Source organism: Herbaspirillum sp. Her4 (assembly GCF_057961335.1).
The window spans coordinates 633,771-656,591 of record NZ_CM176330.1 but is presented as its reverse complement, the minus strand read 5'-3'; the positions used below and the strand labels follow the sequence as shown (position 1 = coordinate 656,591).

General features: G+C 64.9%; 19 protein-coding genes. 11 read left to right on the top strand and 8 right to left on the bottom strand.

Annotation, left to right across the window (positions count from 1 at the left end):
• Positions 1-28: 28 nt before the first annotated feature.
• A complete protein-coding gene (locus ACWFUC_RS03020; protein WP_489624063.1) occupies positions 29-1,060 on the bottom strand; it encodes an ABC transporter substrate-binding protein in 1,032 nt (343 codons plus the stop codon).
• A 240-nt stretch (positions 1,061-1,300) separates the two neighbouring features.
• On the opposite strand from ACWFUC_RS03020, the gene ACWFUC_RS03015 reads away from it, so the two are divergent.
• Positions 1,301-2,194, top strand: a complete 894-nt coding sequence (locus tag ACWFUC_RS03015; RefSeq protein WP_034334773.1) for a LysR family transcriptional regulator — start codon at positions 1,301-1,303, stop codon at positions 2,192-2,194.
• Here the strand turns inward: ACWFUC_RS03015 and ACWFUC_RS03010 are convergent.
• Complete coding sequence (locus ACWFUC_RS03010) at positions 2,172-3,158, bottom strand: LysR family transcriptional regulator (RefSeq protein ID WP_051057571.1); 987 nt, start codon at positions 3,156-3,158, stop codon at positions 2,172-2,174. The genes ACWFUC_RS03015 and ACWFUC_RS03010 overlap by 23 nt on opposite strands.
• A 155-nt stretch (positions 3,159-3,313) precedes the next feature.
• Here ACWFUC_RS03010 and ACWFUC_RS03005 point away from each other — a divergent pair, with 155 nt between their 5' ends.
• From ACWFUC_RS03005 to ACWFUC_RS02995, 3 genes are read left to right on the top strand one after another with little or no spacing between them, the layout of a single operon-like run.
• On the top strand, positions 3,314-3,940 hold the full coding sequence (locus tag ACWFUC_RS03005; RefSeq protein WP_489624062.1) for an FMN-dependent NADH-azoreductase: 627 nt from the start codon (positions 3,314-3,316) through the stop codon (positions 3,938-3,940).
• Positions 3,941-3,953: 13 nt separating this feature from the next.
• Complete coding sequence (locus ACWFUC_RS03000) at positions 3,954-4,265, top strand: YciI family protein (RefSeq protein WP_489624061.1); 312 nt, start codon at positions 3,954-3,956, stop codon at positions 4,263-4,265.
• 14 nt (positions 4,266-4,279) lie between these two features.
• Positions 4,280-5,080 (top strand): alpha/beta fold hydrolase, encoded by an 801-nt coding sequence (locus tag ACWFUC_RS02995; RefSeq protein ID WP_489637435.1) that lies wholly within the window; start codon positions 4,280-4,282, stop codon positions 5,078-5,080.
• A 21-nt stretch (positions 5,081-5,101) separates the two neighbouring features.
• Here ACWFUC_RS02995 and ACWFUC_RS02990 read toward each other — a convergent pair whose 3' ends face one another.
• The 5 genes from ACWFUC_RS02990 to ACWFUC_RS02970 form a co-directional block, all read right to left on the bottom strand.
• Positions 5,102-6,553 carry a cytochrome c gene (locus ACWFUC_RS02990; RefSeq protein ID WP_489624059.1) on the bottom strand — a complete coding sequence of 484 codons (1,452 nt, stop codon included), beginning with the start codon at positions 6,551-6,553 and terminating at the stop codon, positions 5,102-5,104.
• A gap of 11 nt (positions 6,554-6,564) precedes the next feature.
• On the bottom strand, positions 6,565-8,346 hold the full coding sequence (locus tag ACWFUC_RS02985) for a GMC family oxidoreductase (RefSeq protein ID WP_039783206.1): 1,782 nt from the start codon (positions 8,344-8,346) through the stop codon (positions 6,565-6,567).
• A 45-nt stretch (positions 8,347-8,391) separates the two neighbouring features.
• Positions 8,392-9,099 carry a gluconate 2-dehydrogenase subunit 3 family protein gene (locus ACWFUC_RS02980; protein ID WP_209583350.1) on the bottom strand — a complete coding sequence of 236 codons (708 nt, stop codon included), beginning with the start codon at positions 9,097-9,099 and terminating at the stop codon, positions 8,392-8,394.
• A gap of 142 nt (positions 9,100-9,241) precedes the next feature.
• The gene (locus ACWFUC_RS02975; protein ID WP_489624058.1) at positions 9,242-10,822 is read right to left on the bottom strand and encodes a methyl-accepting chemotaxis protein; all 1,581 of its coding nucleotides are present in this window, start codon (positions 10,820-10,822) and stop codon (positions 9,242-9,244) included.
• A 103-nt stretch (positions 10,823-10,925) separates the two neighbouring features.
• Entirely contained in the window at positions 10,926-11,837 is a 912-nt protein-coding gene (locus tag ACWFUC_RS02970; RefSeq protein WP_209533924.1) for a SphA family protein, read from the bottom strand.
• A gap of 427 nt (positions 11,838-12,264) precedes the next feature.
• On the opposite strand from ACWFUC_RS02970, the gene ACWFUC_RS02965 reads away from it, so the two are divergent.
• The 5 genes from ACWFUC_RS02965 (at position 12,265) to ACWFUC_RS02945 (ending at position 17,451) form a co-directional block, all read left to right on the top strand.
• Complete coding sequence (locus ACWFUC_RS02965) at positions 12,265-13,053, top strand: SDR family oxidoreductase (RefSeq protein ID WP_039783210.1); 789 nt, start codon at positions 12,265-12,267, stop codon at positions 13,051-13,053.
• Between the two features lie 104 nt (positions 13,054-13,157).
• Positions 13,158-14,408, top strand: coding sequence for a styrene monooxygenase/indole monooxygenase family protein (locus ACWFUC_RS02960; RefSeq protein ID WP_489624057.1), 1,251 nt, complete (start codon positions 13,158-13,160; stop codon positions 14,406-14,408).
• Positions 14,409-14,525: 117 nt separating this feature from the next.
• Complete coding sequence (locus tag ACWFUC_RS02955) at positions 14,526-14,978, top strand: flavin reductase family protein (protein ID WP_245202271.1); 453 nt, start codon at positions 14,526-14,528, stop codon at positions 14,976-14,978.
• Positions 14,979-15,023: 45 nt separating this feature from the next.
• Positions 15,024-15,821: a cyclase family protein gene (locus ACWFUC_RS02950; RefSeq protein ID WP_489624056.1), complete on the top strand. Its 798-nt coding sequence runs from the start codon at positions 15,024-15,026 to the stop codon at positions 15,819-15,821.
• Positions 15,822-15,825: 4 nt separating this feature from the next.
• A complete protein-coding gene (locus tag ACWFUC_RS02945; RefSeq protein ID WP_489624055.1) occupies positions 15,826-17,451 on the top strand; it encodes a phytoene desaturase family protein in 1,626 nt (541 codons plus the stop codon).
• Between the two features lie 81 nt (positions 17,452-17,532).
• On the opposite strand, the gene ACWFUC_RS02940 is transcribed toward ACWFUC_RS02945, so the two are convergent.
• Positions 17,533-18,558, bottom strand: coding sequence for an AraC family transcriptional regulator (locus ACWFUC_RS02940; protein WP_489624054.1), 1,026 nt, complete (start codon positions 18,556-18,558; stop codon positions 17,533-17,535).
• 482 nt (positions 18,559-19,040) lie between these two features.
• Here ACWFUC_RS02940 and ACWFUC_RS02935 point away from each other — a divergent pair, with 482 nt between their 5' ends.
• Both ACWFUC_RS02935 and ACWFUC_RS02930 read left to right on the top strand, forming a co-directional pair.
• The gene (locus ACWFUC_RS02935; RefSeq protein WP_489624053.1) at positions 19,041-21,245 is read left to right on the top strand and encodes a thiamine pyrophosphate-dependent enzyme; all 2,205 of its coding nucleotides are present in this window, start codon (positions 19,041-19,043) and stop codon (positions 21,243-21,245) included.
• A gap of 59 nt (positions 21,246-21,304) precedes the next feature.
• On the top strand, positions 21,305-22,813 hold the full coding sequence (locus tag ACWFUC_RS02930; protein WP_489637434.1) for an indolepyruvate oxidoreductase subunit beta family protein: 1,509 nt from the start codon (positions 21,305-21,307) through the stop codon (positions 22,811-22,813).
• The last annotated feature ends 8 nt before the right edge of the window (positions 22,814-22,821 follow it).

Here is a 22,821-nt window from a genome sequence, read left to right as displayed (position 1 = left end):
CCTGGTCTGATCTGGCAAGGAGGAGCGCTCAGCGCTCGACGGCGCGGTTCCAGCGATTGGTCCACTCGGCGCGCTGGGCATTGATCACGCCGTAGTTGGGAGCGATCATCTGGCTCACCTTCTCGGGTCCGTAGACCACGCGCTTCATGACCTCCGGTGCGAGCCTGGTGTTCTTGTTGACCGGTCCCCAGCCCTGGGCCGTGGCGAGGATGGCCTGCACCTCGGCCGACAGCACGTACTGCAGGAACTGCTGCGCCAGCTTGGGCTGCGGTGCACCTTCGACGACACAGGCGGCCGACATCAGTGCCACCGCCCCTTCCTTGGGATAGACGAATTCCACCGGTGCGCCCTGGTCGATGACCGCCTGCACGCGGCCATTGCCCCAGACGGCAAGGGCCGCCTCACCGGTCTGCAGCATCTCGGCCATCTTGCCCGGAGAGGGCTCCCAGGCCAGCACATTGGGCGCCACCTTCTTGATCATGGCGTCGAAACCCGGTGCGATCTTTTCTTCGCTGCCGCCGTTGAGGCGCGCCATCATGACCAGCGTCAGCAGGCCATAGCCGTTGGTGATGGGCGGAATCACCACCTTCTGCTTGTACTTGGGATTGGTCAGGTCCTGCCAGGAGTCGGGGGCCTTCCAGCCGTTCCTGGCAAAGACTTCCTTGTTGTAAGCCAGGCCGGTGGCGATGAAGCCGATGCCGATCGACTTGTCCCCGATCATGCGGGCGTTGGGATAGGCCTCGCGCGAGCCGCTGCCTTCTTCGATCCTGGCGCACAGGCCCTGGCCGACGGCCTGGTACATCGGACCATCGTCGATCATGGCCAGCGACATTTCCTGGCGGCCCTTCTGCGCTTGCAGCTTGGCCAGCAGGTCGGTGGAGTTGCCGGATACGTAGACCACCTTGCTGCCGGTCTTCGCTTCGAACGGCGGAATGATCTTTTCCTTGAAGGCCTGTTCGGTCGAACCGCCGTAGCCGCCGACATAGACCGTTTCCGCCGCATGGGAAGTTGCCGTGGCCAGCAAGGCGGCCGCCATCGTTATGCCAAGAACGCTTCGCATCAGGTATTCCTCCGGGTAGGGACTGCAGTTGAATGGACAGCAGGAGCCCCTAGTGTAGGCAGTCCTCCGCGCCTCAAATATTAAAATTTCGAGGGTTGCTTATGCCTGTTTGTTATGTGTCTTGTTGCGGTGCAAATCAGCGAATTTACGAGGGAAAAGGCACTGCAAAGATGCGATACTGCACCTCCTTGAGGCATATTTGCCGAACCATTACAGCGAGTTGGTTATATGAGAAACAGCGTGAATTTGCGCCAGATCGAAGCCTTCTATTCGGTCATGCGCACCGGCACCGTAGTGGGTGCCGCCCAGATGATGAGCGTGACCCAGCCGGCGGTGAGCCGGGCCATCGCGCATCTGGAGATCAGGATCGGCTACGACCTGTTCGAGCGGCGCGGCCGCAAACTGGTCGCCACACCCGAGGCCCAGGCCCTTTATGCAGAGCTCGAACCGATCTATGGCAACCTCGACCGCATTGCCCAGGTGGCGCACGATATCGGGCACCAGCGGGCCGGTGCATTGCGCATTGCGACATTGCCGGCGCTCTCGCAGAGCCTGGTGCCGCGTACGGTGGCACGCTTCGCGGCGGCCCGTCCGCAGGTGTCGGTCTTCGTGCAGACCTTGCCGTCACGCCAGATTGCCGAGATGGTTGCGACGAAGCAATTCGATATAGGAATTGTCGAGTTGCCGCTATCACAGCCTTCGATTTCGATCGAACCGCTGGAACCGCTGGAGCGCGCACTGGTGCTGCCGGTCGGGCACCGGCTGGCGCGCCGCAAGCGGATCTCGCTCAAGGAGCTGGATGGAGAGCGGATGATCCTGCTGTCGCAGCACAGCTACATGCGCTACCAGATCGATGATGCGCTGTCCAAGCTGCGGGTATCGGTGCAGGTGGCCATGGAGACGCCCAATTCGCTGGTGGCCTGTGCGCTGGTGGCGGAAGGGGCCGGGATCACGCTGGTATCGCGCATCACGGCGGAACCGTTCGTCAGCGCGGGCGTCGTGATCCGGCCGGTGGTGGAAGAGCTCGATACGCGTTGCGCCATCATCTTCCCTTATCCCGGCAAGCGGCTGGCACTGGCGGAGACATTCGCAGCCGACCTGCGGGACGAGCTCAGGCGCTGCCAGTCCGCCTGATCCGGGGCTTACCGGTCCGCGCTGGCTTGTGCGCCAGCAGCGCCAACAAGGCCTGGTTTTCCTGCTGCATGGTCTGCGACAGCTCAACCGCCATGAATTCAATGAAGGCGCGTACGGCCGGCACCAGTCCGCGCCGCGACGGAAACACCGCATGCAGCTGATGCGGCGTGCCACGATGCTGAGGGAGCAGCACCCTCAATTGACCGCCTTCGATGGCAGCGTGGCAGACGTTGAAGGGCAGCAGTGCCACGCCGGCACCGCCGATGGCAGCCTGCATCGCCAGATGCATGTCGTCCGTCACCATGGCTGCGACGTAGTCGATCTCGGCGACTTCTCCCTGCGGACCGTGCAGTCGCCAGCGCTGGGCCTGGCCCGGCATGCCGCCGGGACCCAGGCCGCGTTGTCCTTGCAGAGCCTCCACGCTGTCGAAGGGACCATGTCGCCGAATGTACGCAGGGCTGGCAGCCAGTACCTGCTGGCTGGTGCCGAAGGTACGCACTACCAGGTTGGAATCTTCCAGCGTACTCCTGACCCGCATGGCCACATCGAAACCCTCGCCGATGACATCGACCCGGCGATTGCTCAATTCCAGCTCCAGCCGCACGTCAGGATGGGCGCACAGGAAGCGCGCCAGCAGCGGCGCCAGGAAGATGTGCGCCACTCCCATGGGCGAACTCACCCTTAGCCGGCCCGCAGGTTTGGCCCCCGCCTGTTCGCTCACTTCCACCGCCGCCCGCGCCGCCTGCGTCATGGCTTCGCAGTGGGTAAAGAAAGCCGCACCCACATCGGTGACACGCACCACCCGTGTGGAACGTTGCAGCAGCCGCACGCCCAGTCGCTGTTCGAGCTCGGCCACCCGGCGGCTGATGCGTGATTTGGGAATGTCGAGCGCACGGGCGGCTGCCGAGAAGCTGCCGTGCACCACGACAGACGCAAACAAGGCGAGATCGTTGAGGTCTTCCATGCGCGCTCCGACGATGAGGGAAAGCCTGATTATAAGATCGGCATTGTTCCATGCATGGAACAATCTGGTGCGCCGATGATGGCTAGTGGCGCGGCCTTTGCGTCGGTATCGTCAGTCCCGTGCTCTTCCTCATTGATGAATAAAAGGACCTCGCCATGAAGATTCTCCACCTCGATACCAGCATCCTGGCCGATGCCTCCGCCTCACGTGTCCTGAGCGCGGCCATCGTCGATCATCTGCAGGCCCGGCATCCGCAAGCCCGGGTCAGCGCACGCGATCTGGTGAGTGCGCCCATCGCCCACCTGGACGGTGCCATTGCCGCCGGCTTCCGCCAGCCCGGTGGCAGCGTCACGGATGCGGGCGTACTGGCCGAGCACGCGCTTTCAGAGACGCTGGTCAGCGAATTCCTCGACAGTGACGTCATCGTCCTGGGCGTACCGATGTACAACTTTTCGGTGCCCAGCCAGCTCAAGGCCTGGCTGGACCGTGTGGCCCAGCCGGGACGCACCTTCCGCTATACCGAGCAGGGGCCGCTGGGTTTGTCCGGTGACAAGGCGGTGATCGTGGCTTCCACGCGCGGTGGCATGTATTCCAGCGGACCGGCGGCGGTGATGGATCATCAGGAGTCGTACCTGAAGGCCTTCTTCAGTTTCCTCGGCATCCAGCGCGTGCGCTTCGTACGTGCCGAACGGCTGACCAAGGGGGCCGAGCTGCGCAGCCAATCCATGCGCGCGGCGCTGGACGAGATCCCGTCCGTCGTGGCCGACCTGCTGGCCAACTGATCGGGAGCGCATCATGATCTTTGCCATCGTCCTCACCTATACCCGACCCATCGAGGAAGTGCAGCGGCACCTCGACCCGCACAAGGCCTGGCTTGCCGCGCAGATCAAGCAGGGCCGCGTGATATGCGCGGGCCCGCTGGCGGCGGGCGGCGGCGGACTCATCCTGGCTTCCTGCGCCGATGAAGCGGAACTGCACGCGATGATGGCGCTGGATGCCTTCATCAGCCAGGGCGTGGCCAGTTACCAGGCCCATGGCTGCACACCCGCCCTGGCTGCCGCTGGCTTCCCGGCGCACTGGGTGCCACAGGCCACCTTCATCGGATGAGGAGCGCAAGAGCGATGAAGCACAACCTGGACCGCCATCGCCTGCGCAGGCGTTGGATGCTGGCCGGCCTGATGGCCTGGCTTTTTCTGATCTCGTTTCTCTCACCGGCCCAGACCATGCGTACCGAGCCCGCCCCCTTGATCGATATCGTCCTGGTCCACGGCGCGTTCGCTGATGGCTCCAGCTGGAGCAAAGTGATCGCGCTCCTGCAACGCAAGGGTTATCACGTGACGGCGGTACAGAATCCGCTCAGCAGCCTGGCGGCCGATGTGGCGGCCACTTCCCGCGTCATTGCGCGCCAGCCGCATCCGGTGCTGCTGGTCGGGCATTCGTGGGGCGGGGCGGTGATTTCGGAGGCCGGGAATCAGGAGAAGGTGAAGGGACTGGTCTATCTGTCAGCGCTGGCACCGGATTCCGGCGAGAGCGTGGCGCAGGCCTTGCAGCGACTGCAGGCACCCATGCAGGGCCTGCAGCCGGACCACGACGGACTCATCTGGCTGGATGACCCCAAGGTATTTGCGCAGGTGATGGCGCACGACGTGGCGGTCGATCAGGTACGTGCGCTGGCGGCCGTGCAGCAGCCCATTGCCGCCAGCGCCTTCGCGGAAGCGGTCATGCACGCGGCCTGGCACGACAAGCCCGGCTGGTATCTGGTCACGCAGGGAGATCACGCCTTGTCGACCGCCGTGCAGCAGCAGTTTGCCGCTGCCATGAAGGCGCAGACCGAGACCATTGTTTCCAGCCACCTGTCGCTGGTCTCGCATCCGCGACAGGTGGCCGACCTGATTGATCGTGCCGCCCGTAGCCTGCATTGAAGGGGTGCAGCGGCGTTGCGCTCAGGGTGCCCGGTCTTCTACGGGCTTGGCCGTCTTGCGGATCTTGGCCACATCGGCCGCACTCACGGTCGCGCCGCGATTGCCCCAGGCGGTCTGGATGTAGGAGGTGACTTCGGCTACCTGCTGATCGTTGAGCAGTTGCGCATAGGGTGCCATCACCAGCCCCGCCGTGGCGGAATCGGTGGAGGGCTGGCGTCCGCCTTGCAGGATGATGCGGATGGCCGAGGTGGCATCCGCGGTTTGCAGCACCGGATTGCCGGCCAGCGCCGGGAAGGCCTTGCCATAGCCGGTGCCGTTGCTGCGATGGCAGGCCGCGCAGCGATCCAGGTAGAGCGCTGCGCCCGGCGTCTGCGGACGTCCTTCGTAAGCCGCCGTGGCCGCGGCCTCGTCATAGCGATAGGGCTCGGCTCCGTTGCGTGGTGCCAGGCTCAACAGGTAACGCGACATCGCATTGAGATCGGCCTCGGTCATGTATTGCATGGAATGCTCGATCACGTCATTCATGGCACCGAAGGAAGCGGTGTACTGGTTGCGGCCGGTACGCAGGAATTCCACCAGGTCGGCCTGGCTCCAGCCCGCGATGCCACCGCCATGCTCGTTGCGCAGCGACGGTACGCTCCAGCCATCGACCACCTGCCCGCCGGAGAGATACAGGCGGCTGCTGTCATCCCGCAGCGATTTCTCCTGCATCGTGGTCGAGCGCGGCGTGTGGCAGCTGCCGCAATGGCCCAGTCCTTCCACCAGATAGGCCCCCCGCGCCAGTTGTGCGTCAGTCCCGGCGGGTGCCGCATAGGGCGCTGGTGTCGGCGCGAACAACTTGCGCCAGATCGCCAGCGGCCAGCGCATCGACAAGGGCCAGGGGATGTCATTGGCACGATTGGCCTGCGCCGAAGGCGGCACGGCCTTGGTGAAATACGCGTACAGCGCCTGCATGTCCTCATCGGTCAGGCGCGAATACGAGGGATAGGGCATGGCCGGATAGACCGTATAACCCGCCTTGGTCACGCCGGTGCGCATCAGGCGCGCGAAATCTTCGTAGCTCCAGTCGCCGATGCCGTGTTCCTTGTCGGGCGTGATGTTGGTGGAGTAGATCGCACCGATCGGCGAGGCCAGCGCCAGTCCGCCTGCGAAGGGCGCACCTCCCTTGCTGGTGTGGCAGGCCACGCAATCCCCGGCGCGTGCAAGATAAGCACCGCGCAAGAGTAGCTGGTCATCGGCACTGGGGCTGTCTTTTTTGGCGACGCGCTCGGCCAGTGCCGCATCGGCTGGCGGCGTGGCCAGCGGGCGCAGGGGTGGGGTCTCCCGGTTGAGCAGGCGCGCGCCCACGGGCGGCTTGGGTGGGGCAGGAACGCTCAGCGATGCATCGGCATGCGCCAGGTTGTAGGCGGCACTGGCGGCCAGCGCCGCCGTACCGAGCGCCAGGGCGGAGATCAGGATCAGTCGTTTCATCATCGCTCCCGTCTTCACGCGCTGACCAGCGGTCGCGGGTCCTTCAGGTATTGCTCACGGATGGCGCGCGCCGACCAGTAGGTCAGCGCCACCGCCGCCCCGGTCGGGTTGTAGCCGATGCCCTGGGCAAACACGCCCGAGCCCACCGCAAAGACGTTGTGCACATCCCAGCTCTGCAGGTAGCGGTTCACCACGCTGGTGGACGGATCCGTGCCCATGGCCACGCCACCGGCCCAGTGCGTGGTCTGGTAGCTGCGCAGGTCGGGCGCGGCACCGAAGTCCTTGACGGTGACCTTGATCTCGCGCGCCTTCAGTTCGTGGGCGATCTTGACCGCCTGGTCGGTGACGTAGCGGCTCATGCGGATGTCGTTGTCCTTCCAGTCGAAGGTGAAGCGCAGCAGCGGCTGGCCGAAGGCATCCTTGTAGTTGGGATCGAGATCCACATACACGTCGCGATAGACCATGTTGGCGCCATGCACGTCGAAGGACATGGTGTTCAGATAGCTGGCCTTGACCGCACGCTTCCAGTCGCGGCCCCACTTGGGCGTACCGCTGGGCACGGCGATACCCGAGATCGGCTTGGCCCCGGCCGGGTTGCACCAGATCGGCGAGCCACCGACGAAGCCCAGCGGGCCGTGGTCCATGTGATCGCCATTGAAATCATCCACCGCCACGCCATTGCCACCGGCACCGATGAAGCCGTTGATGTTCTTGCCCGGATCGAAGAAGGCATTGATGGTCGACATCATCTGGAAGGCGATGTTGCGGCCGACCGCACCGGTGTTGCTCACCGGGTCATAGGGTTTGCCGATGCCCGAGAGCAGGAACAGCCGCGCATTGTTGTACGCGAAGGTACTGGCGATGACGATGTTGGCCGGCTGGAACACGGTATCGCCATTGGCATCCACGTAGGTCACGCCGGTGGCCTTCTTGCGGGTGCTGTCGAGTTCGATGCGCAGCACGTTGCAGCTGCTGCGCAATTCGAACAGCGCACTCTTGCGCAGGGCCGGCATGATGTTGACGTTGGGCGAGGCCTTGGAATAGTTGTAGCAGGCATAGCCGGAGCAGTAGCCGCAGAAGGTGCAGGGCCCCATCTGGCAGCCGTACTGGTTCACGTAGGGCGCCGAGGCATTGGCCGAGGGCAGGGTGAAGGGATGGAAGCCCGCCTGCTGCGCGGCCTTGCGGAACAGCGCGGCCTGGTATTGCTCCTTCTGTGCGGGCAGCGGGAAGTTGTCCGAGCGGTTGGCTTCGAAGGGATTGCCGCTGTCGTCGACCACCTTGCCGCCGACGCGGTAGGCGGTGCCGGAGGTGCCCATCATCTTTTCGGCGAAATCGAAATACGGCTCCAGTTCCTCGTAGGTCACTCCCCAGTCCTGCAAGGTCATATCCTTGGGAATGAAGCCCTTGCCGTAGCGTTCCTCGTAATGGCTGCGCATGCGCAACTCTTCCGGCAGGATGCGCCAGTGGCAGCCCGACCAGTGCAGGCCCGCACCGCCCACGCCTTCGCCCGGCTTGAACATGGCGATCTGGCGATAGGGGATGGCGCTGTCGCCGGTCTTGCGGCGGAAGGTGAACGAGGATTTGTTCAGATTCTGGAATAACTTGAAGCGCTGCTGGTATTCCAGCTCATTGATGGTCTTGGGATAGGCGCCATCCGGATAGGTGTCGCGATAGACGCCGCGTTCCAGCGCCACCACGCTTTGTCCGGCCTCGGTCATTTCCTTGGCCATGATGGCACCGGTCCAGCCGAAGCCGACGATGACGACGTCGACTGCTTTCATGTTCTTGTTGGCCATATGCTTGGGCTTTCTGGGTCAAACGATGCGAGGAGGAAGCAGCGATCAGCCGCGCGAGATCGGAGGCAGGGGATAGGTGCGGCCGTACTGGTCAACCCAGTCGTAATAGTCGGCGCGGGCACCGGGGAAGCCGATCATCTTCCACGAACCCATGCCCTTGTTGCCGCCATCGGTGGGGTCGCAGAAATAGCCTTCGTGCACGTTCTGCAGCAACAGGTTGAACAGCGCCGCAGGCGGGATGGTGGCCATCTTGAGGCTGCCCTGGTCGCCCTTCTCGAACTCGCCCATCATCTTTTCGCGTTGCTGGGTGTTCAGTTCCACATAGCCGTGGCCGTACTGCTGGCGGATGGCCGCGTCGAATTCGGCCAGTCCCTTCTTGTACAGTTCGCGTGGCGGATAGGGCAGCTGGTAGCCGAATTCGGGCGGAGCGTCCGGGGTGAAGGGGCCTTGCATGTACCACAGCTGGCCCTGCCCGTAGGGGGTATTCATCTGCGCATCGATGAAGGCGGGTACGCCCGCTTCGAGCGCACCGGGCCCGGTCTCGTCGGCGGGGATGAGGGTATCGGCCAGGGCGCTCAGGAGCGCGAATTCATCCTGGTTGAAGAAGACGGGTTTGTAGGGGACGTTGCCGGCTTGTTCCTGGGCACTGGCGGAGAGGCTGCCGGTGGTGACGGCCAGCGCGGCAGCGGGCGCGGCGGTCAGCGCGCCGCGCAGGAAACGGCGGCGATTGGCGGAGATGCTTATTTTTTTCATGGCGCGTTTCCTTGAGGGAAATCCGGAGCGTGAGCAAGTCCTCGCCTTGCCCACAGCTGAGCCATGATGCGCCGGATGAAGCCGCAGGGGGATCAGTCATCCTGTGCTTTTGATGTGGGAAAAGTCTGACGCGCTCTTGTCATCAGGCAATCACGGGCAGCTGGAAAGTCCGCACCGAACGCGCCAGTTCGCCCGCCTTGTCATTGAGGAAAATCGAGGCCGCCGTCGCTTCTTCCACCAGTGCCGCGTTCTTTTGCGTGAGGTCGTCGAGCTGGATCAGCGCCTGGTTCACTTCGCCGATGCCGGTGCTCTGTTCCTGGTTGGCCGAAGAGATATCGCGCATCACGCTGTTGACGCGTTCAATGCTCTCCACCACCTGCTGCATGGCCGCCCCGGCCTCGCGCGACAGCTTGCTGGCAGCGGCGCTGCTGTCCACCGATGCCAGGATCAGTTGCTTGATTTCGCGCGAGGCCGCTGCCGAACGCTGGGCCAGCGTGCGCACTTCGGTCGCCACCACCGCAAAGCCGCGCCCCTGCTCTCCCGCACGCGCCGCTTCCACCGCCGCATTCAGGGCGAGGATGTTGGTCTGGAAGGCCAGGCCCTCGATGACCGAAATGATGTCCACAATCCGGCCCGAGCTGGTATCGATTTCCTGCATCTGCGCGATGACGCGCTCCACCACTTCGCGCCCGCTGCGGGTCGCGGCCGATGCTTCATCGGACAGGCGACAGGCCAGCGCCGACTGGTCGGCGGTGTAGCGCACCTTGCTGCTCAGTTCACCCATCGAGGCCGTGGTCTGCTGCAAGGAGCTGGCCTGGATTTCGGTGCGCTCGGAGAGATCATGATGTCCCTGCGCGATCTGCTGGCTGGCCGACGCCACCGCCTGCGCATTGTGATTGACCAGGCCGACCACGGCGATGAGCTTGTCGCGCATCTCGCGCATGGCCGCCATCATGCTGGCCTGGTCGCGTCCGGCCACCGGTACCGTCACCACCAGGTTGCCGCCGGCGATCTCGTGCGCGACATGCAGCGCATCATGCGGTTCGCCCCCCAGACTCTTGCGCATGCCGGCAATGAGCGCGTAACCCGCCCCGCCTGCAAAGACCAGGCAAGCCACGAAGCACGCTCCCATCAGCCAGCGCGCGCGCTGGCTGTCCCGCTGGCTCTGCAGTTGCAGCTGATGATTGCGTTCGGTCTGGACATCGATGAGTGCCTGGATCGCCGCCTGCAATTGCGCCAGCGCCGGATTGAGTTGCGTGGCCAGCCAGCGGCCGGCTTCCTCGCGCTGTCCGGCCATACTTAGTTGCACGAAGTATCCAAAGGCTGGTTCGGCCTTCTGGTCGTTCACGGTGAAGACGGTTTGCGTCAGTTGCCGCATCTGCTCATCGGACACCAGTGCCAGCAGTGCCTTGCGCTGCTTGATGAAACGCTCATGCGCCGCGCCCCCGCGCTGCATGGCCGCCTCGGCCGCCGCCTTGTCGCTGATGATGATGACGCTCTGGAAGGATTCCACTCCGATATGGACCTGCCGCGACAGGTCCTGTGCCAGCGCCAGCTTGAGATTGCCGTCGTTGACCACGGCATCGAGCTTGCCGGTGACGAGCTGCAACTGCCATAGCCCGATCACGCCGGACAGGATGCACAGCAGTACCAGCGTGCCGAAGGTGAGGCCGATGCGCAATGCCAGGGGCAGAGGACGCGTGGTGCCAGGCTGGGTGTCCATGAGCGGAACTCCTGCAAATGAGGTCGCCGGCGATGGCCGGCAGGGAAGAGGCCCGCCACCGGCCGTCCTGGCCGATGGCGGGAGAGCCAGTCCGTGAGCCGCGTCAGAACGGCAGGATGGCCTTCACGTAGAACTGCTTGCCCTCGGGGCGATTGCGGACGTCATATTCCTGCTGGAACTTGGCAGTGACCACCAGGCCTTTGCCGTTGTCGTATTTGAGGTTGGGGCCGATGGCCAGTGCCTGCGACTTGCCGGCTGCGGCATTGGGGCCGCTGTCATTGGTCACCTGCTGGTAGGCATAGCCACCCACCCCGGCCACCAGGCCGTTGCCGAAGCCCCAGCCCAGCGCGTAGTCGGCGTGGATGGCCTGGCCCGAGCGGGTTTGCGTGGCACCGTTGCGGCCGTTGAAGTCATACATCAGCTTGACGTCGGCATTGACGCCTTCGCGCTGGATGTAGCTCAGGGCCACCAGCGGCTGGTAGACCCAGATGTTCTTGCCCAGGCTGGAGGGATTGTCGGCACTGTACTGGCCGCTGGGCATGGTGATGTCGAAGCCGACGGCGTAATGCAGGGCCGGCGAGGCGTGATACGCCAGGGCCGGGCCGACGGTGATGTCACCCAGGCCGCGGCTGTGGAAATTGCGGCCGCCTGCACGCACATCCACATCCAGCAGCGGTGCCAGTGCGTGGAAGGCCAACTGGCCGCCGAGGATGCTCTGTTGCGTGACCCACACCACGCGCGGTGCCAGCACGCCGACCTGCACGCGGAAGTCCGGCGGGCCGATGTCCTGGCCGTTGTTGCCGCGGATATGGTCGTATTGTGCAAAGCCGGTATAGACCATGCCGTAGACCCCCGGTGGCGGCAGTGCTCCCGAACCGAAGTTTTCCAGCCCGTCCGGATAGGACGGCAGGCCGCTGCCGTCGATGGCATGGGCCGGCAGACAGGCCAGGGCCAGGCCCAGGCTGCAGCCCAGTCCCAGGGCGCGTGCCAGCAGTGTGCGTGGTGCGTTCTTCATGGTTTCCCTCTGTGTGTGAAATGGTGGTGGCAGGTCAGGTGCAGACGACGCGCTCGCTTCAGCACTTGCCGCGGCTCCAGCGTGCTGCTGTGTGAAACACCGGCGCGGGTGGCGGAGTGGCCTGGCGTGTAGATGAATTGAGGCGGATCAATGATCGCGGCAGTGCTCGCAAACCGATGATCCAGATTCGGTCATCGCTATCCCCTGAGTGCAGGAACTTGCGCGATCGGCGAACCCGGCCATGCCGGCCGGCAACGTGGGCCCTCTGCCGGACCCGGCTTTTCAAATTGCCGCAAACGATGGATAGCCCGTGCGCGCTGCGGATAGGGCTTTGCGGCCTGCTGCATCCATCATGCATTGCAGGCGCAGCGAGCAAGCGATGCTCTTCTCCCTGCATCACCACAACCGACAACAGAGGGTTAGCGCAATGAAAGATCTCGAAGGCAAAGTGGCGGTCGTCACCGGCGGTGCCACCCTGATCGGTGCAGGCGTGGTTCGCCGCCTGCGCAGCTATGGCGTCAAGGTGGCGCTGTTCGACATCGACGCCGACGGCGGCCAGCGCGTGGCCGGTGAAGACCGCAGCGCCTGTCGCTTCTGGCGCGTGGACATCACCGATGACGCGCAAGTGGCCAAGGCCGTGGAAGAAGTGGCGGCGCACTTCGGCCGGCTCGATTTCCTGGTCAACCTGGCCGCCTCCTATCTCGATGACGGTGCCGCTTCCTCACGCCAGGACTGGCTCAAGACCCTGGATGTGAATCTGGTCAGCGCCGTCATGGCCGCCCATGCGGTGCGGCCTTATCTGGTCAAGGCGGGCGGCGGTGCCATCGTCAACTTCACCAGCATCTCGTCCAAGGTGGCGCAGACCGGGCGCTGGCTCTATCCGGTCTCCAAGGCAGCGCTGGTGCAGGTCACGCGCAACATGGCCATGGATTTTGCGGGTGACGCCATCCGCGTGAACTCGGTCTCGCCCGGCTGGACCTGGTCGCGCGTGATGGATGAACTGACCGGCGGCGACCGCGCCAAGACCGACCGCGTGGCGGCCGATTTCCATCTGTTGAAGCGCGTGGGCAACCCGGAAGAAGTGGCTGATGTGGTGGCCTTCCTGCTGTCCGGCCACGCTTCCTTTGTCACCGGGGCCGATTACGCCGTCGATGGCGGCTATTCCGCCATGGGGCCGGAGCAGGCCGTGCCGGCCATTCCGCGCCTCGCGCAGTGAAGCCATCAATGATTTATACGATTTATAACATTTAAACGATTTTCAACGATCGGTTCGCATCATTCAGCTGATCCGGATCGATTGACAACGAGAGGAGAAACATCATGCGTAGCATCGCGATCGTAGGTGGTGGTCAGGCCGGTCTTCCGCTGGCATTCGGTTTGCTGGAGCAGGGTTATCAGGTCACCGTGGTGACCAATCGCACACCCGATGACCTGCGCAACGGCAAGGTCATGTCCAGCCAGTGCATGTTCGATCCGTCGCTGCAGATCGAACGCGATCTCGGCATCAATGACTGGGAAAAGCAATGCCCGCCGGTGGAGGGCATCAGCTTTGCCGTACCGCATCCGGAAGTGGCCGGAGCCAAGGCCATCGACTGGAGCGCCCGCCTGGACCGTCCGGCACAGGCGGTGGACCAGCGTCTGAAGATGTCGTCCTGGCTGGAACAGGTGGAGTCGCGCGGCGGCAAGGTCCTGATCCAGGATGCCGGCGTGGCCGAACTGGAAGTGCTTTCCGAACAGCATGACCTGGTGATCCTGGCGGCCGGCAAGGGAGAAGTGGTCAAGCTCTTCGAGCGCGATGCCGCCCGGTCTCCCTTCGACAAGCCGCAGCGTGCCCTGGCCCTGACCTATGTGCATGGCCTCAAGCGCCAGCCGGACTATTCCAGCGTAGCCTTCAACCTGATCCCCGGCGTCGGCGAGTACTTCGTGTTCCCGGCCCTGACCCTGTCCGGCCCGTGCGACATCATGGTCTTCGAGGGCATCCCCGGTGGTCCGCTGGATTGCTGGCGCGAGGTGCGGACTGCGCAGGAGCATCTGGCCACGTCCAAGGACTTCCTGCGCAAGTTCCTGCCTTGGGAGGCCGAGCGCGCCGAGCACGCCGAACTGACCGATGACAAGGGCATCCTTGCCGGTTCGTTCGCGCCTACCGTGCGCAAGCCGGTACTGACGCTGCCGTCCGGCCGCCTGGTCTTTGGCCTGGGTGACGCCGTGGCCACCAATGACCCGATCACCGGGCAAGGGGCCAACAATGCCACCAAGGCAGCCAAGGTCTATCTCGATGCCATCCTGGCCCATGGCGACCAGCCCTATACCCGTGACTGGATGGAGCAGACCTTTGAACAGTTCTGGGATTACGCCAAGTGGGTGGTGCAGTGGACCAACTCCCTGCTGACCCCGCCGCCACCGCACATCCTCGGCCTGCTGGGTGCAGCCGGACAGATGCCCTCGCTGGCCAAGGAAATCGCCGAAGGCTTCAACCACCCGCCGCGCTACTTCCCCTGGTGGGCCGATGCTCAGGCCTGCGAGGAACTGGTGGCCGGCCATCAAGCCAAGGCCGTGGCCGTCGCTGCATAAGGAGCCATCATGTCGTCCATTGCAACCCTGGCCTTGGCCGAAGCCACGCCTGATCTGCAGGCGCAACCGGCCCCGTGGGGCCAGACCGACCTGGCACCGCGCACCCTGCGCAACCTGATGGGGGCCTATCCGACCGGGGTGGCCATCGTCACCATGCGCACCCGCGACGGACGCGATGTCGGGCTGACCATCAATTCCTTTGCCTCGCTGTCGCTGGATCCGCCGCTGGTGCTGTGGAGCCTGGTGAACCACTCGCCCAACCTGGAGGCCTTCCGCGATTGTGCGCACTTCGCCATCAACGTGCTGGCCGACGGACAGGAAGAGTTGGCGCGCCGCTTCGCCACCCCGGCCATCGCCGACAAGTTCGAGGGCGTGGCCGTGGCCCAGGCACCGGAAGACCTGCCGGTGATCGCCGGTGCGCTCACCGTGCTGGTGTGCGAGAACGACCATAGCCGTACCGTGGGCGATCACCTGCTGATGGTCGGGCGCATCGTGCGCACCGGCCACCAGCCCGCCGCACCGCTGGTGTTCCATGCCGGGCGCTTCACCGCCCTGCAGGCGGCGGCCTGATGGCCTCCTGATTTCATCCTGTTCGCATCACTGAAGGAGCCCTCCATGGCATCCCCCTACACCTCCACTGCGCTGCTGCCCGCCCTGGCCGCCGGTCTGGCCGATGGCCGCCTGCGCGTGGTCGACCTGACGCAAACGCTGTCTCCGTCCTTCCCCGCGCTGCAACTGCCGCCGCAATTCGGCCAGGTGCAGGGCTTCAAGATCGAGCGCATCTCGCACTACGATGAATCCGGTCCGGCCTGGTACTGGAACAACTTCTCCTGTGGCGAGCACACCGGCACCCACTTCGATGCGCCGGTGCACTGGATCAGCGGACGCGACCATCCCGGCAACAGCGTCGATACCATCGCGCCCGGCAATTTCATTGCGCCGGCCGTGGTGATCGATGCCAGCGCCGAAGTGGCCGCCAATGAAGACTGGCTGCTCGACGTGCCTTTCCTCGAACAATGGGAAGCGCAGCATGGTGCCATCCCGGCCGGTGCCTGGGTCCTGCTGCGTACCGACTGGTCGCTGCGGGTCGATGATGCGGACGCCTTCCTCAACCTGCGCGAGGACGGTGCGCATACGCCCGGTCCCACGCAGGCGGCTGTCGAATGGCTGATCCACCAGCGCAAGGTACACGGCTTCGGCGTGGAAACCATCAATACCGATGCCGGCCAGTCCTACGCGTGGCCGGTTCCCTATCCTTGCCACACGCTCATGCACGGTGCCAATCGCTACGGTCTGCAATGCCTGCGCAATCTGGACCAGTTGCCGCCGCAGGGGGCGATGCTCTTCTCCGCACCGCTCAAGATCGAGGGCGGTTCCGGCAGTCCGCTGCGCGTGCTGGCACTGGTGGAGTAAGCACATGGCCAGCGCACATTCCTTTGCCGGGCCGGATGCGGCCGATGTCATCTTCGTCGGCAGCGGCATCAATTCACTGGTCGGCGCCGCGCTGCTGGCGCGGCGCGGCAAGCGCGTGCTGGTGCTGGAACGCAATGACCGCGCCGGTGGTTGCATCCGCACCGAGACGCTGTTTCCGGGTTATACCCACGAGGTATTGTCGTCCTGGTATCCGCTCTTCATGGGCAGCCCCGCCTATGCCGAACTGGCCGACGACCTCAAGGCGGCCGGACTGGAATTCCTGCAGCCGGCCTACACCACCGGACTGGTCACGCCCGATGGCCGCGGCCTGGCCCTGCGTCAGGACCTGGCCGATGCCGCTGCCCGCATCGACGCGCTGGCACCGGGCGATGGCGCGGCCTTGCTGGCCATGGCGCAGCGCCTGTTCGGACAGGATGCGGCGCTGACCTTCGGTCTGCTGGGCAGCGATCCGTATGGCTGGAAGCTGCTGCGGCTGCTGTTTTCCGAATGGCGGGCGCGCGGACTGGATGGCCTGCTCGGTTTTGGCGCGGATGCCATGGAAAGCTTCCGCCGCTGGGCGCAGCGCACGCTCAAGTCGGATCTGGCGCGCGCCCTGATCGCCCCTTGGGTGCTGCATTCCGGTCTCGGTCCGGACGATGCCACCTCGGCCCTGATCGGCAAGCTGACCTTCGCTGCCGTGGTCAGCGGTGGCATGCCGGTGGTCAAGGGCGGGGGCGGGCAACTGGTGGCGGCCCTGTCGCATCTGATCATGCGGCACGGCGGCGAGGTGCGCACGCACGCGGACGTGGCCCGCATCATGACGCGCGGCGAAGGCCGCAAGCAGCGCGCCACCGGCGTCGAGCTGGGCGACGGTACGCAGTTGCAGGCTGGACAGGCGGTGGTCTGCAACGTCACGCCGCCGCAGCTTTATGGCCGTCTGCTGGCGCAGGCACCGCAGGCGGTGCGGGAGCGGGCCGGGAGCTACCAGTTCGGCCGTGGCGGCATGCAGATCCACTTCGCCCTGAATGCCCCACCGGCCTGGACTACCCCGGAGCTGTTGCAGGTGCCGCTGGTGCACCTCACGGAGAGCATGGAGCAGGTGTGCGCCAACGTGACCGGGGCCAACAATGGCTGGCTGCCGGCGCGTCCTACCTTGGCCATCGGCCAGCCGGTGGCCGCCGATCCCTCGCGCGCACCGGCGGGGGGCTGGATCCTGTGGATACAGATGCAGGAATTGCCGTCCCGCCTCAAGGGCGACAGCGCCGGCGAGATCGCCGTTGCGGCAGATGGCCGCTGGACCGCCGAGGTGCGCGAGGCCTTCGCAGACCGGGTGCAGGCGCAGCTGGAGCAGGTCATGCCGGGGTTGGGCCAACGGGTCGTGGGCCGCCGCGCTTATTCGCCGGCCGATCTGGAGGCGTTGAACTGCAACCTGGTGGGCGGCGATCCGTATTCGGGCGTATGTTCGCCCGACCAGTTCTTCTGGCTGCGTCCGTTTGCCGGCAGCCACGGGGCGCGCGGACAGCAGACTACCGTGGCCAATGTCTTCCACATCGGTGCCAGCACCCATCCCGGACCGGGACTGGGCGCGGGTTCCGGCTACATGGTGGCGCAGCGGCTGGCCCCGCGCTGACGCGGTCTTTCTCTACTCTCTGGTCTGGAGGGTTTGTGCGCCGGGTGATCCCGGCGCATTTTTTTCGTCAATCGCCAGGGGTCAGCGCGCCCGCAAGGTCTTGCTGGGCGATTCGCCGTAGCGTTGCTTGTATTCGTTGCTGAAGCGGCCCATGTGGGCGAAGCCCCAGCGCAGCGCCACGCCGGCCACGTGGTTGCTGTCGCCGCTCATGAGTTCGGCGCGGGCGCGTTCCATGCGCAGGTCGCGCAGGTATTGCATCGGGCTCACGCCGAGGAAATCCTTGAAGCCCGCATAGAGGCTGCGCACGCTCACGCCGGCGGCCTGGGCCAGTTGCTCGGCCGTGACCGGCTCGTGTGCATGGGCTTCCAGGAAATCCTGGGCGCGCCGCACATGGCGCGGCAGGATGGTACTGCGGCGTGCCGGGGCGTCCTCGCAATGGTTGTGACGATGCGAAGTGACCAGGATGGAGGCCGCCAGCTGTTCGATCTGCGACACCACGATCTTGTGCATGGCCAGGTCGGGATGCTGCAGGGTGCAGTCGATCAGGTAGGACAGCATGCATTGCCACGGCGCACACTTGCGCCAGCGAAAGCCCAGCTCGAAACGCAGCGGCTCGTTGAGCGGATGGCCGAGATAACCGACCAGGGTGCGTTCCACCAGCGAGCGCGACAGGCGCAGCATCAGCTGATCGGTACCGGCCATCCAGGTCATGCGGGTGGCTTCCTGCGGGCTCAGCACCGAGGCCAGCTCGGCCGAGGAATCGATGTGCTGTGCACCGCTTTCGATACGCGCCATCCCATAAAGAGGCATCTGCACCAGAAAGAAGCTGTCCAGCGAGCCCGGCTCGATCTGTACCGCCGAGCCATAGCGCAGGCGGCTCACCGACAGGTCGCCCAGCGAGGTGTAATGCATGCGCGCATCCAGGCGCTCGCCCTGGCCGGTGAGGTCCAGCCGGTGCGGTTTCATCACGCGGCCGACCATGGAGCGCACTTCGTCCAGGTCGGACGAGGCGAACAGGAGCTTGTTGGAACCATTGAGCAGGCGTTCGACCGACGCCGGCATGGGCATGCGCCCGGTGGAGGGATCGGAGTGGAGTACGTTCATCATGGCTGCTACCTCTGCAGGCTAGTCCGGCGGTGGTGTCTCTTGTCATCATCAGGGCGGAAACAAGAGGGCGGAAATGACTTCCTTTGCCTAACAAGTTTCGTGCCAAGATGTATGAAAAATCATGTTTTAGTTCTTGTGACGTCTTTATCTCATTGCCGGGCCCGTGGTGGCAATATGCGCTGCAACATGGCGTCATCGATGGCGTGCAGCGGATGTTGTCGGCGAGTAACGAAAAATCCGTAAATCATTATTATTGGTGATTTTCCCCACGGTTTAAGGCTTTCTGGCGCCCCCGGCCATCGGCGGAAAAGTTGTCTTGCCGCCCGTTTCCATCCTTGGTCCAATCCTGTTTCTATCCCCGGAATGCGCGCCTTATCCAGCCTCTGCCAAAAGTCCTAATGCATGATTAATCATGTATTGACGCCAGCCTCCCCGGGAACGAAAGTGCAACACAAGGAAATTCATTGCACACGGGGACCACGATGGCCGAGCGATCATTCGTAGAAGAAGTCAAGAAACTGCGCCTGGGCGCAGGGGAAGTATTCAGCGGCGAGGGCATCCTGGCCGTCACCAAGGCCTTGCTGGAGTCGGGCGTGGCCTATGTGGCCGGTTACCAGGGCGCACCGATCTCGCACCTGATGGACGTGCTGGCCGATGCCCAGGACATCCTGTCGGAACACGGCATCCGCTTCGAGAACAGCGCCAGCGAAGCGACCGCTGCCGCCACCCTGGCAGCCTCGGTGAACTATCCGCTGCGCGGCGCGGTGACCTTCAAGGCCACCGTCGGCACCAACGTCGCTTCCGACGCGCTGGCCAACCTGGCCTCGGGCGGGGTGCTGGGCGGTGCGCTCATCATCGTCGGGGAAGACTATGGCGAGGGCTCCTCCATCATGCAGGAACGCAGCCATGCCTTCGCCATGAAGTCGCAGATGTGGCTGCTCGATCCGCGTCCCAACCTGCCCTGCATCGTACAGGCGGTCAAGGATGGCTTCGACCTGTCCGAAGCCAGCAGCACGCCGGTGATGTTGCAGATGCGCATCCGCTCCTGCCACGTGCACGGGCAGTTCGTCAGTTCGGCCAATCGCCGTCCGTCTTTCACCGTCAAGGATGCGCTGGAAAATCCGGCGCGCGATCTCAGCCGCATCGTGCTGCCGCCCGCCAGCTTCCTGCATGAAAAGGAAAAGGTCGAGCAGCGCTGGCCCGCCGCCATCGAATTCATCCGCGCCCGCCAGCTCAATGAGTTCTTTGCCGAAGACGCAGCCGATGTCGGCATCGCCCTGCAGGGCGGTACCTACAACACGCTGATCCGTGCGCTGGAACAACTGGGCCTGTCCGATGTATTCGGCGAGTCGAAGATTCCTCTGTACGTGATGAACGTCGCTTATCCGCTGGTGGATGCCGAGTTTGAGCGCTTCTGCCAGGGCAAGCGCGCCATCCTGGTGCTGGAAGAAGGCCAGCCCAACTTCGTCGAGCAGAACGTGGCCAACATCCTGCGCCAGCTCGGCCTGCCCACGCAGCTGCATGGCAAGGACCTGTTGCCGATGGCCGGTGAATACAACACCGCCACCGTACTGGCCGGGGTGCGCAAGTTCCTGGAGCGCTACCAGATCATCGAGGCGCAACCCGATCCCGCACCGGCAGCCAGCACGCCGCGCGTGATCCCCATCGCCAACGGCAATGCCCCGGCCAGGAGCGCCGAGGTCACCATCAAGGAAGCGAAACTGCCCACGCTGGACCAGTCGGTGCATGCACGGCCGCCGGGCTTCTGCACCGGCTGTCCGGAGCGGCCCATCTTCACCGCCATGAAGCTGGTGGAACGTGAGCTGGGCGAGCACCACATCAGCGCCGACATCGGCTGCCACCTGTTTTCCATCCTGCCGCCCTTCAACCTGGGCAACACCACCATGGGCTATGGCCTGGGCGGGGCCGGGGCGGCGGCGCTCAATGCGCCGGCCGGCAAGCGCGCCATCTCGGTGATGGGCGATGGCGGCTTCTGGCACAACGGTTTGACCAGCGGCGTGGCCAATGCGGTCTTCAACCAGAGCGACAACCTCACCATCATCATCGACAACAACTACACCTCGGCCACCGGCGGCCAGGACATCCCGTCCTCGCGCGCCGTCAACGCCACCCGCAGCACCGGTCATGAGATCGAGACGGCGGTCAAGGGCGTGGGTGTGAAATGGGTGCGCACCATCAAGCGCACCTATGACTTGAAGCGCATGACCAGCACCCTGCGCGAAGCCCTGACCACCACCGAGAAAGGCCCCAAGGTCCTGGTGGCGCAGAGCGAATGCATGCTCAACCTGCAGCGCCGCGAAAAACCCAAGGTGCGCAAGGCCGTCGCTGCCGGCCAGCGCGTGGTGCGCGAGCGCTTCGGCGTCGATCCCGAGACCTGCACCGGGGACCACTCCTGCATCCGCCTGTCGGGCTGCCCGTCGCTCTCCATCAAGAGCAACCCCGATCCGCTGCGGCGTGATCCGGTCGCCACCGTAGTGGACAGCTGCGTGGGTTGCGGCCTGTGCGGCGAGGTCTCGCATGCGGCGGTGCTGTGCCCCTCGTTCTTCCGCGCCGAGATCATCACCAACCCCAGCCGCATGGACAAGCTGCGCCAGCGCGTGCGCACCGTGGTGATCGGCTGGCTGCAGGCACGCGACGCCAGGCGCCGTGCGCGTTACGCCTTCTGAGCCGGGACGCGCCATGACTGCAATGAACAAGAACCTGACCTTGAAGATGGAGCTGCACCATGTCCCCTAAACCGATCAAGATCGCCATCCTCGCCATGGGCGGCGAGGGCGGTGGCGTGCTGGCCGACTGGATCGTCGACCTGGGCGAATCCAACGGCTATTTTGCCCAGACCACCTCCGTGCCCGGCGTGGCCCAGCGCACCGGTGCCACCATCTACTACGTGGAACTGTTCCCCGGCGCCGGCCAGCCTGGCGCACGCACGCCGGTGCTGGCATTGATGCCCATGCCGGGCGACGTGGACGTGGTGCTCGCCTCCGAGCTGATGGAAGCGGGCCGCGCCGTGCAACGCGGCCTGGTCACGCCGGACCGTACTACCTTGCTCAGTTCCACCCATCGCGTGTATTCCATCGGTGAACGCACCGCCATGGGCGATGGCCGGGTCGACAGCGACGCGTTGATCGAACATGCCCGCAAGGCTGCCAAGCGTTTCGTCAGCTTCGACATGGCCGAGTCCGCCGAGCGGGTGGGCAGCGTCATCAGCGCCGTGCTCTTCGGCAGCCTGTGCGGCACCGGTATACTGCCGTTCAGCCGGGCCCAGTTCGAAGCCACCATCGAGCGTGGCGGGGTCGGCGTCAAGCCCAGCCTGAAAGCCTTCGCCGTCGGCCACGACCAGGCGCGGCAGGCCGAGGCGGCTGTACCTGGCGCAACGGCCGAGGCAGCGCAGTTCAAGCCGGTGCAACTGGCCGCTATCGCCGACCAGCAGGTCGTGCGCCTGGTGCAGCAGGCCCAGGCCTATCCCGATCCGGTGGCCGCCATCGCGGTGGAGGGCGTGCGTCGCCTGATCGACTATCAGGACCCCGACTACGCCGCGCTCTACCTGCAGCGGCTCGCTGCCCTGGCCACGGCCCCCGGCGGCCAGGACACGGAACTGCTGGCCGAATCGGCGCGCTACCTGGCTCTGTGGATGTCGTATGAAGACACCATCCGCGTGGCCGATATCAAGACCCGCAGCAGCCGCTTCAACCGGGTGCGCAGCGACGTGCGCGCCAAGGAGGAACAGCTGGTCGATATCAACGAATTCATGCACCCGCGCCTGGAAGAAATCTGCGAAACCCTGCCGGCCGGCCTGGGCCGCTGGCTGGCGCGACCGCACTGGGCGCGTCGCCTGGTACGCCGCTATACGCAGGAAGGCCGCGTCATCAAGACCAGTTCGCTGCCCGGCTTCCTGCTGCTGTACGGGCTGTCGCGCTGGCGTCGTTTCCGCCGCGTCACCTTGCGTTATGCCCAGGAGACCGAGCGCATCGAACGCTGGTGGCAGCGCGTGACCGCACTGGCGGCGGTCAATCCGGCGCTGGCCTTGGAGGTGGCGCAATGCCAGCGGCTGGTCAAGGGCTACAGCGATACCCATGTGCGCGGCCTGCGCAACTACGAGACCCTGATGCAGGTGGTGGACCGCCATGCCCGTGCATTGGCCCCCGCCGTCCTGCGTGAACTGCGCGATGCGGCGCTGGCCGACGAGCACGGCCACAAGCTGCGTGCCAGCCTGCAACAGCACGCACTGCAATGAGGAGGACG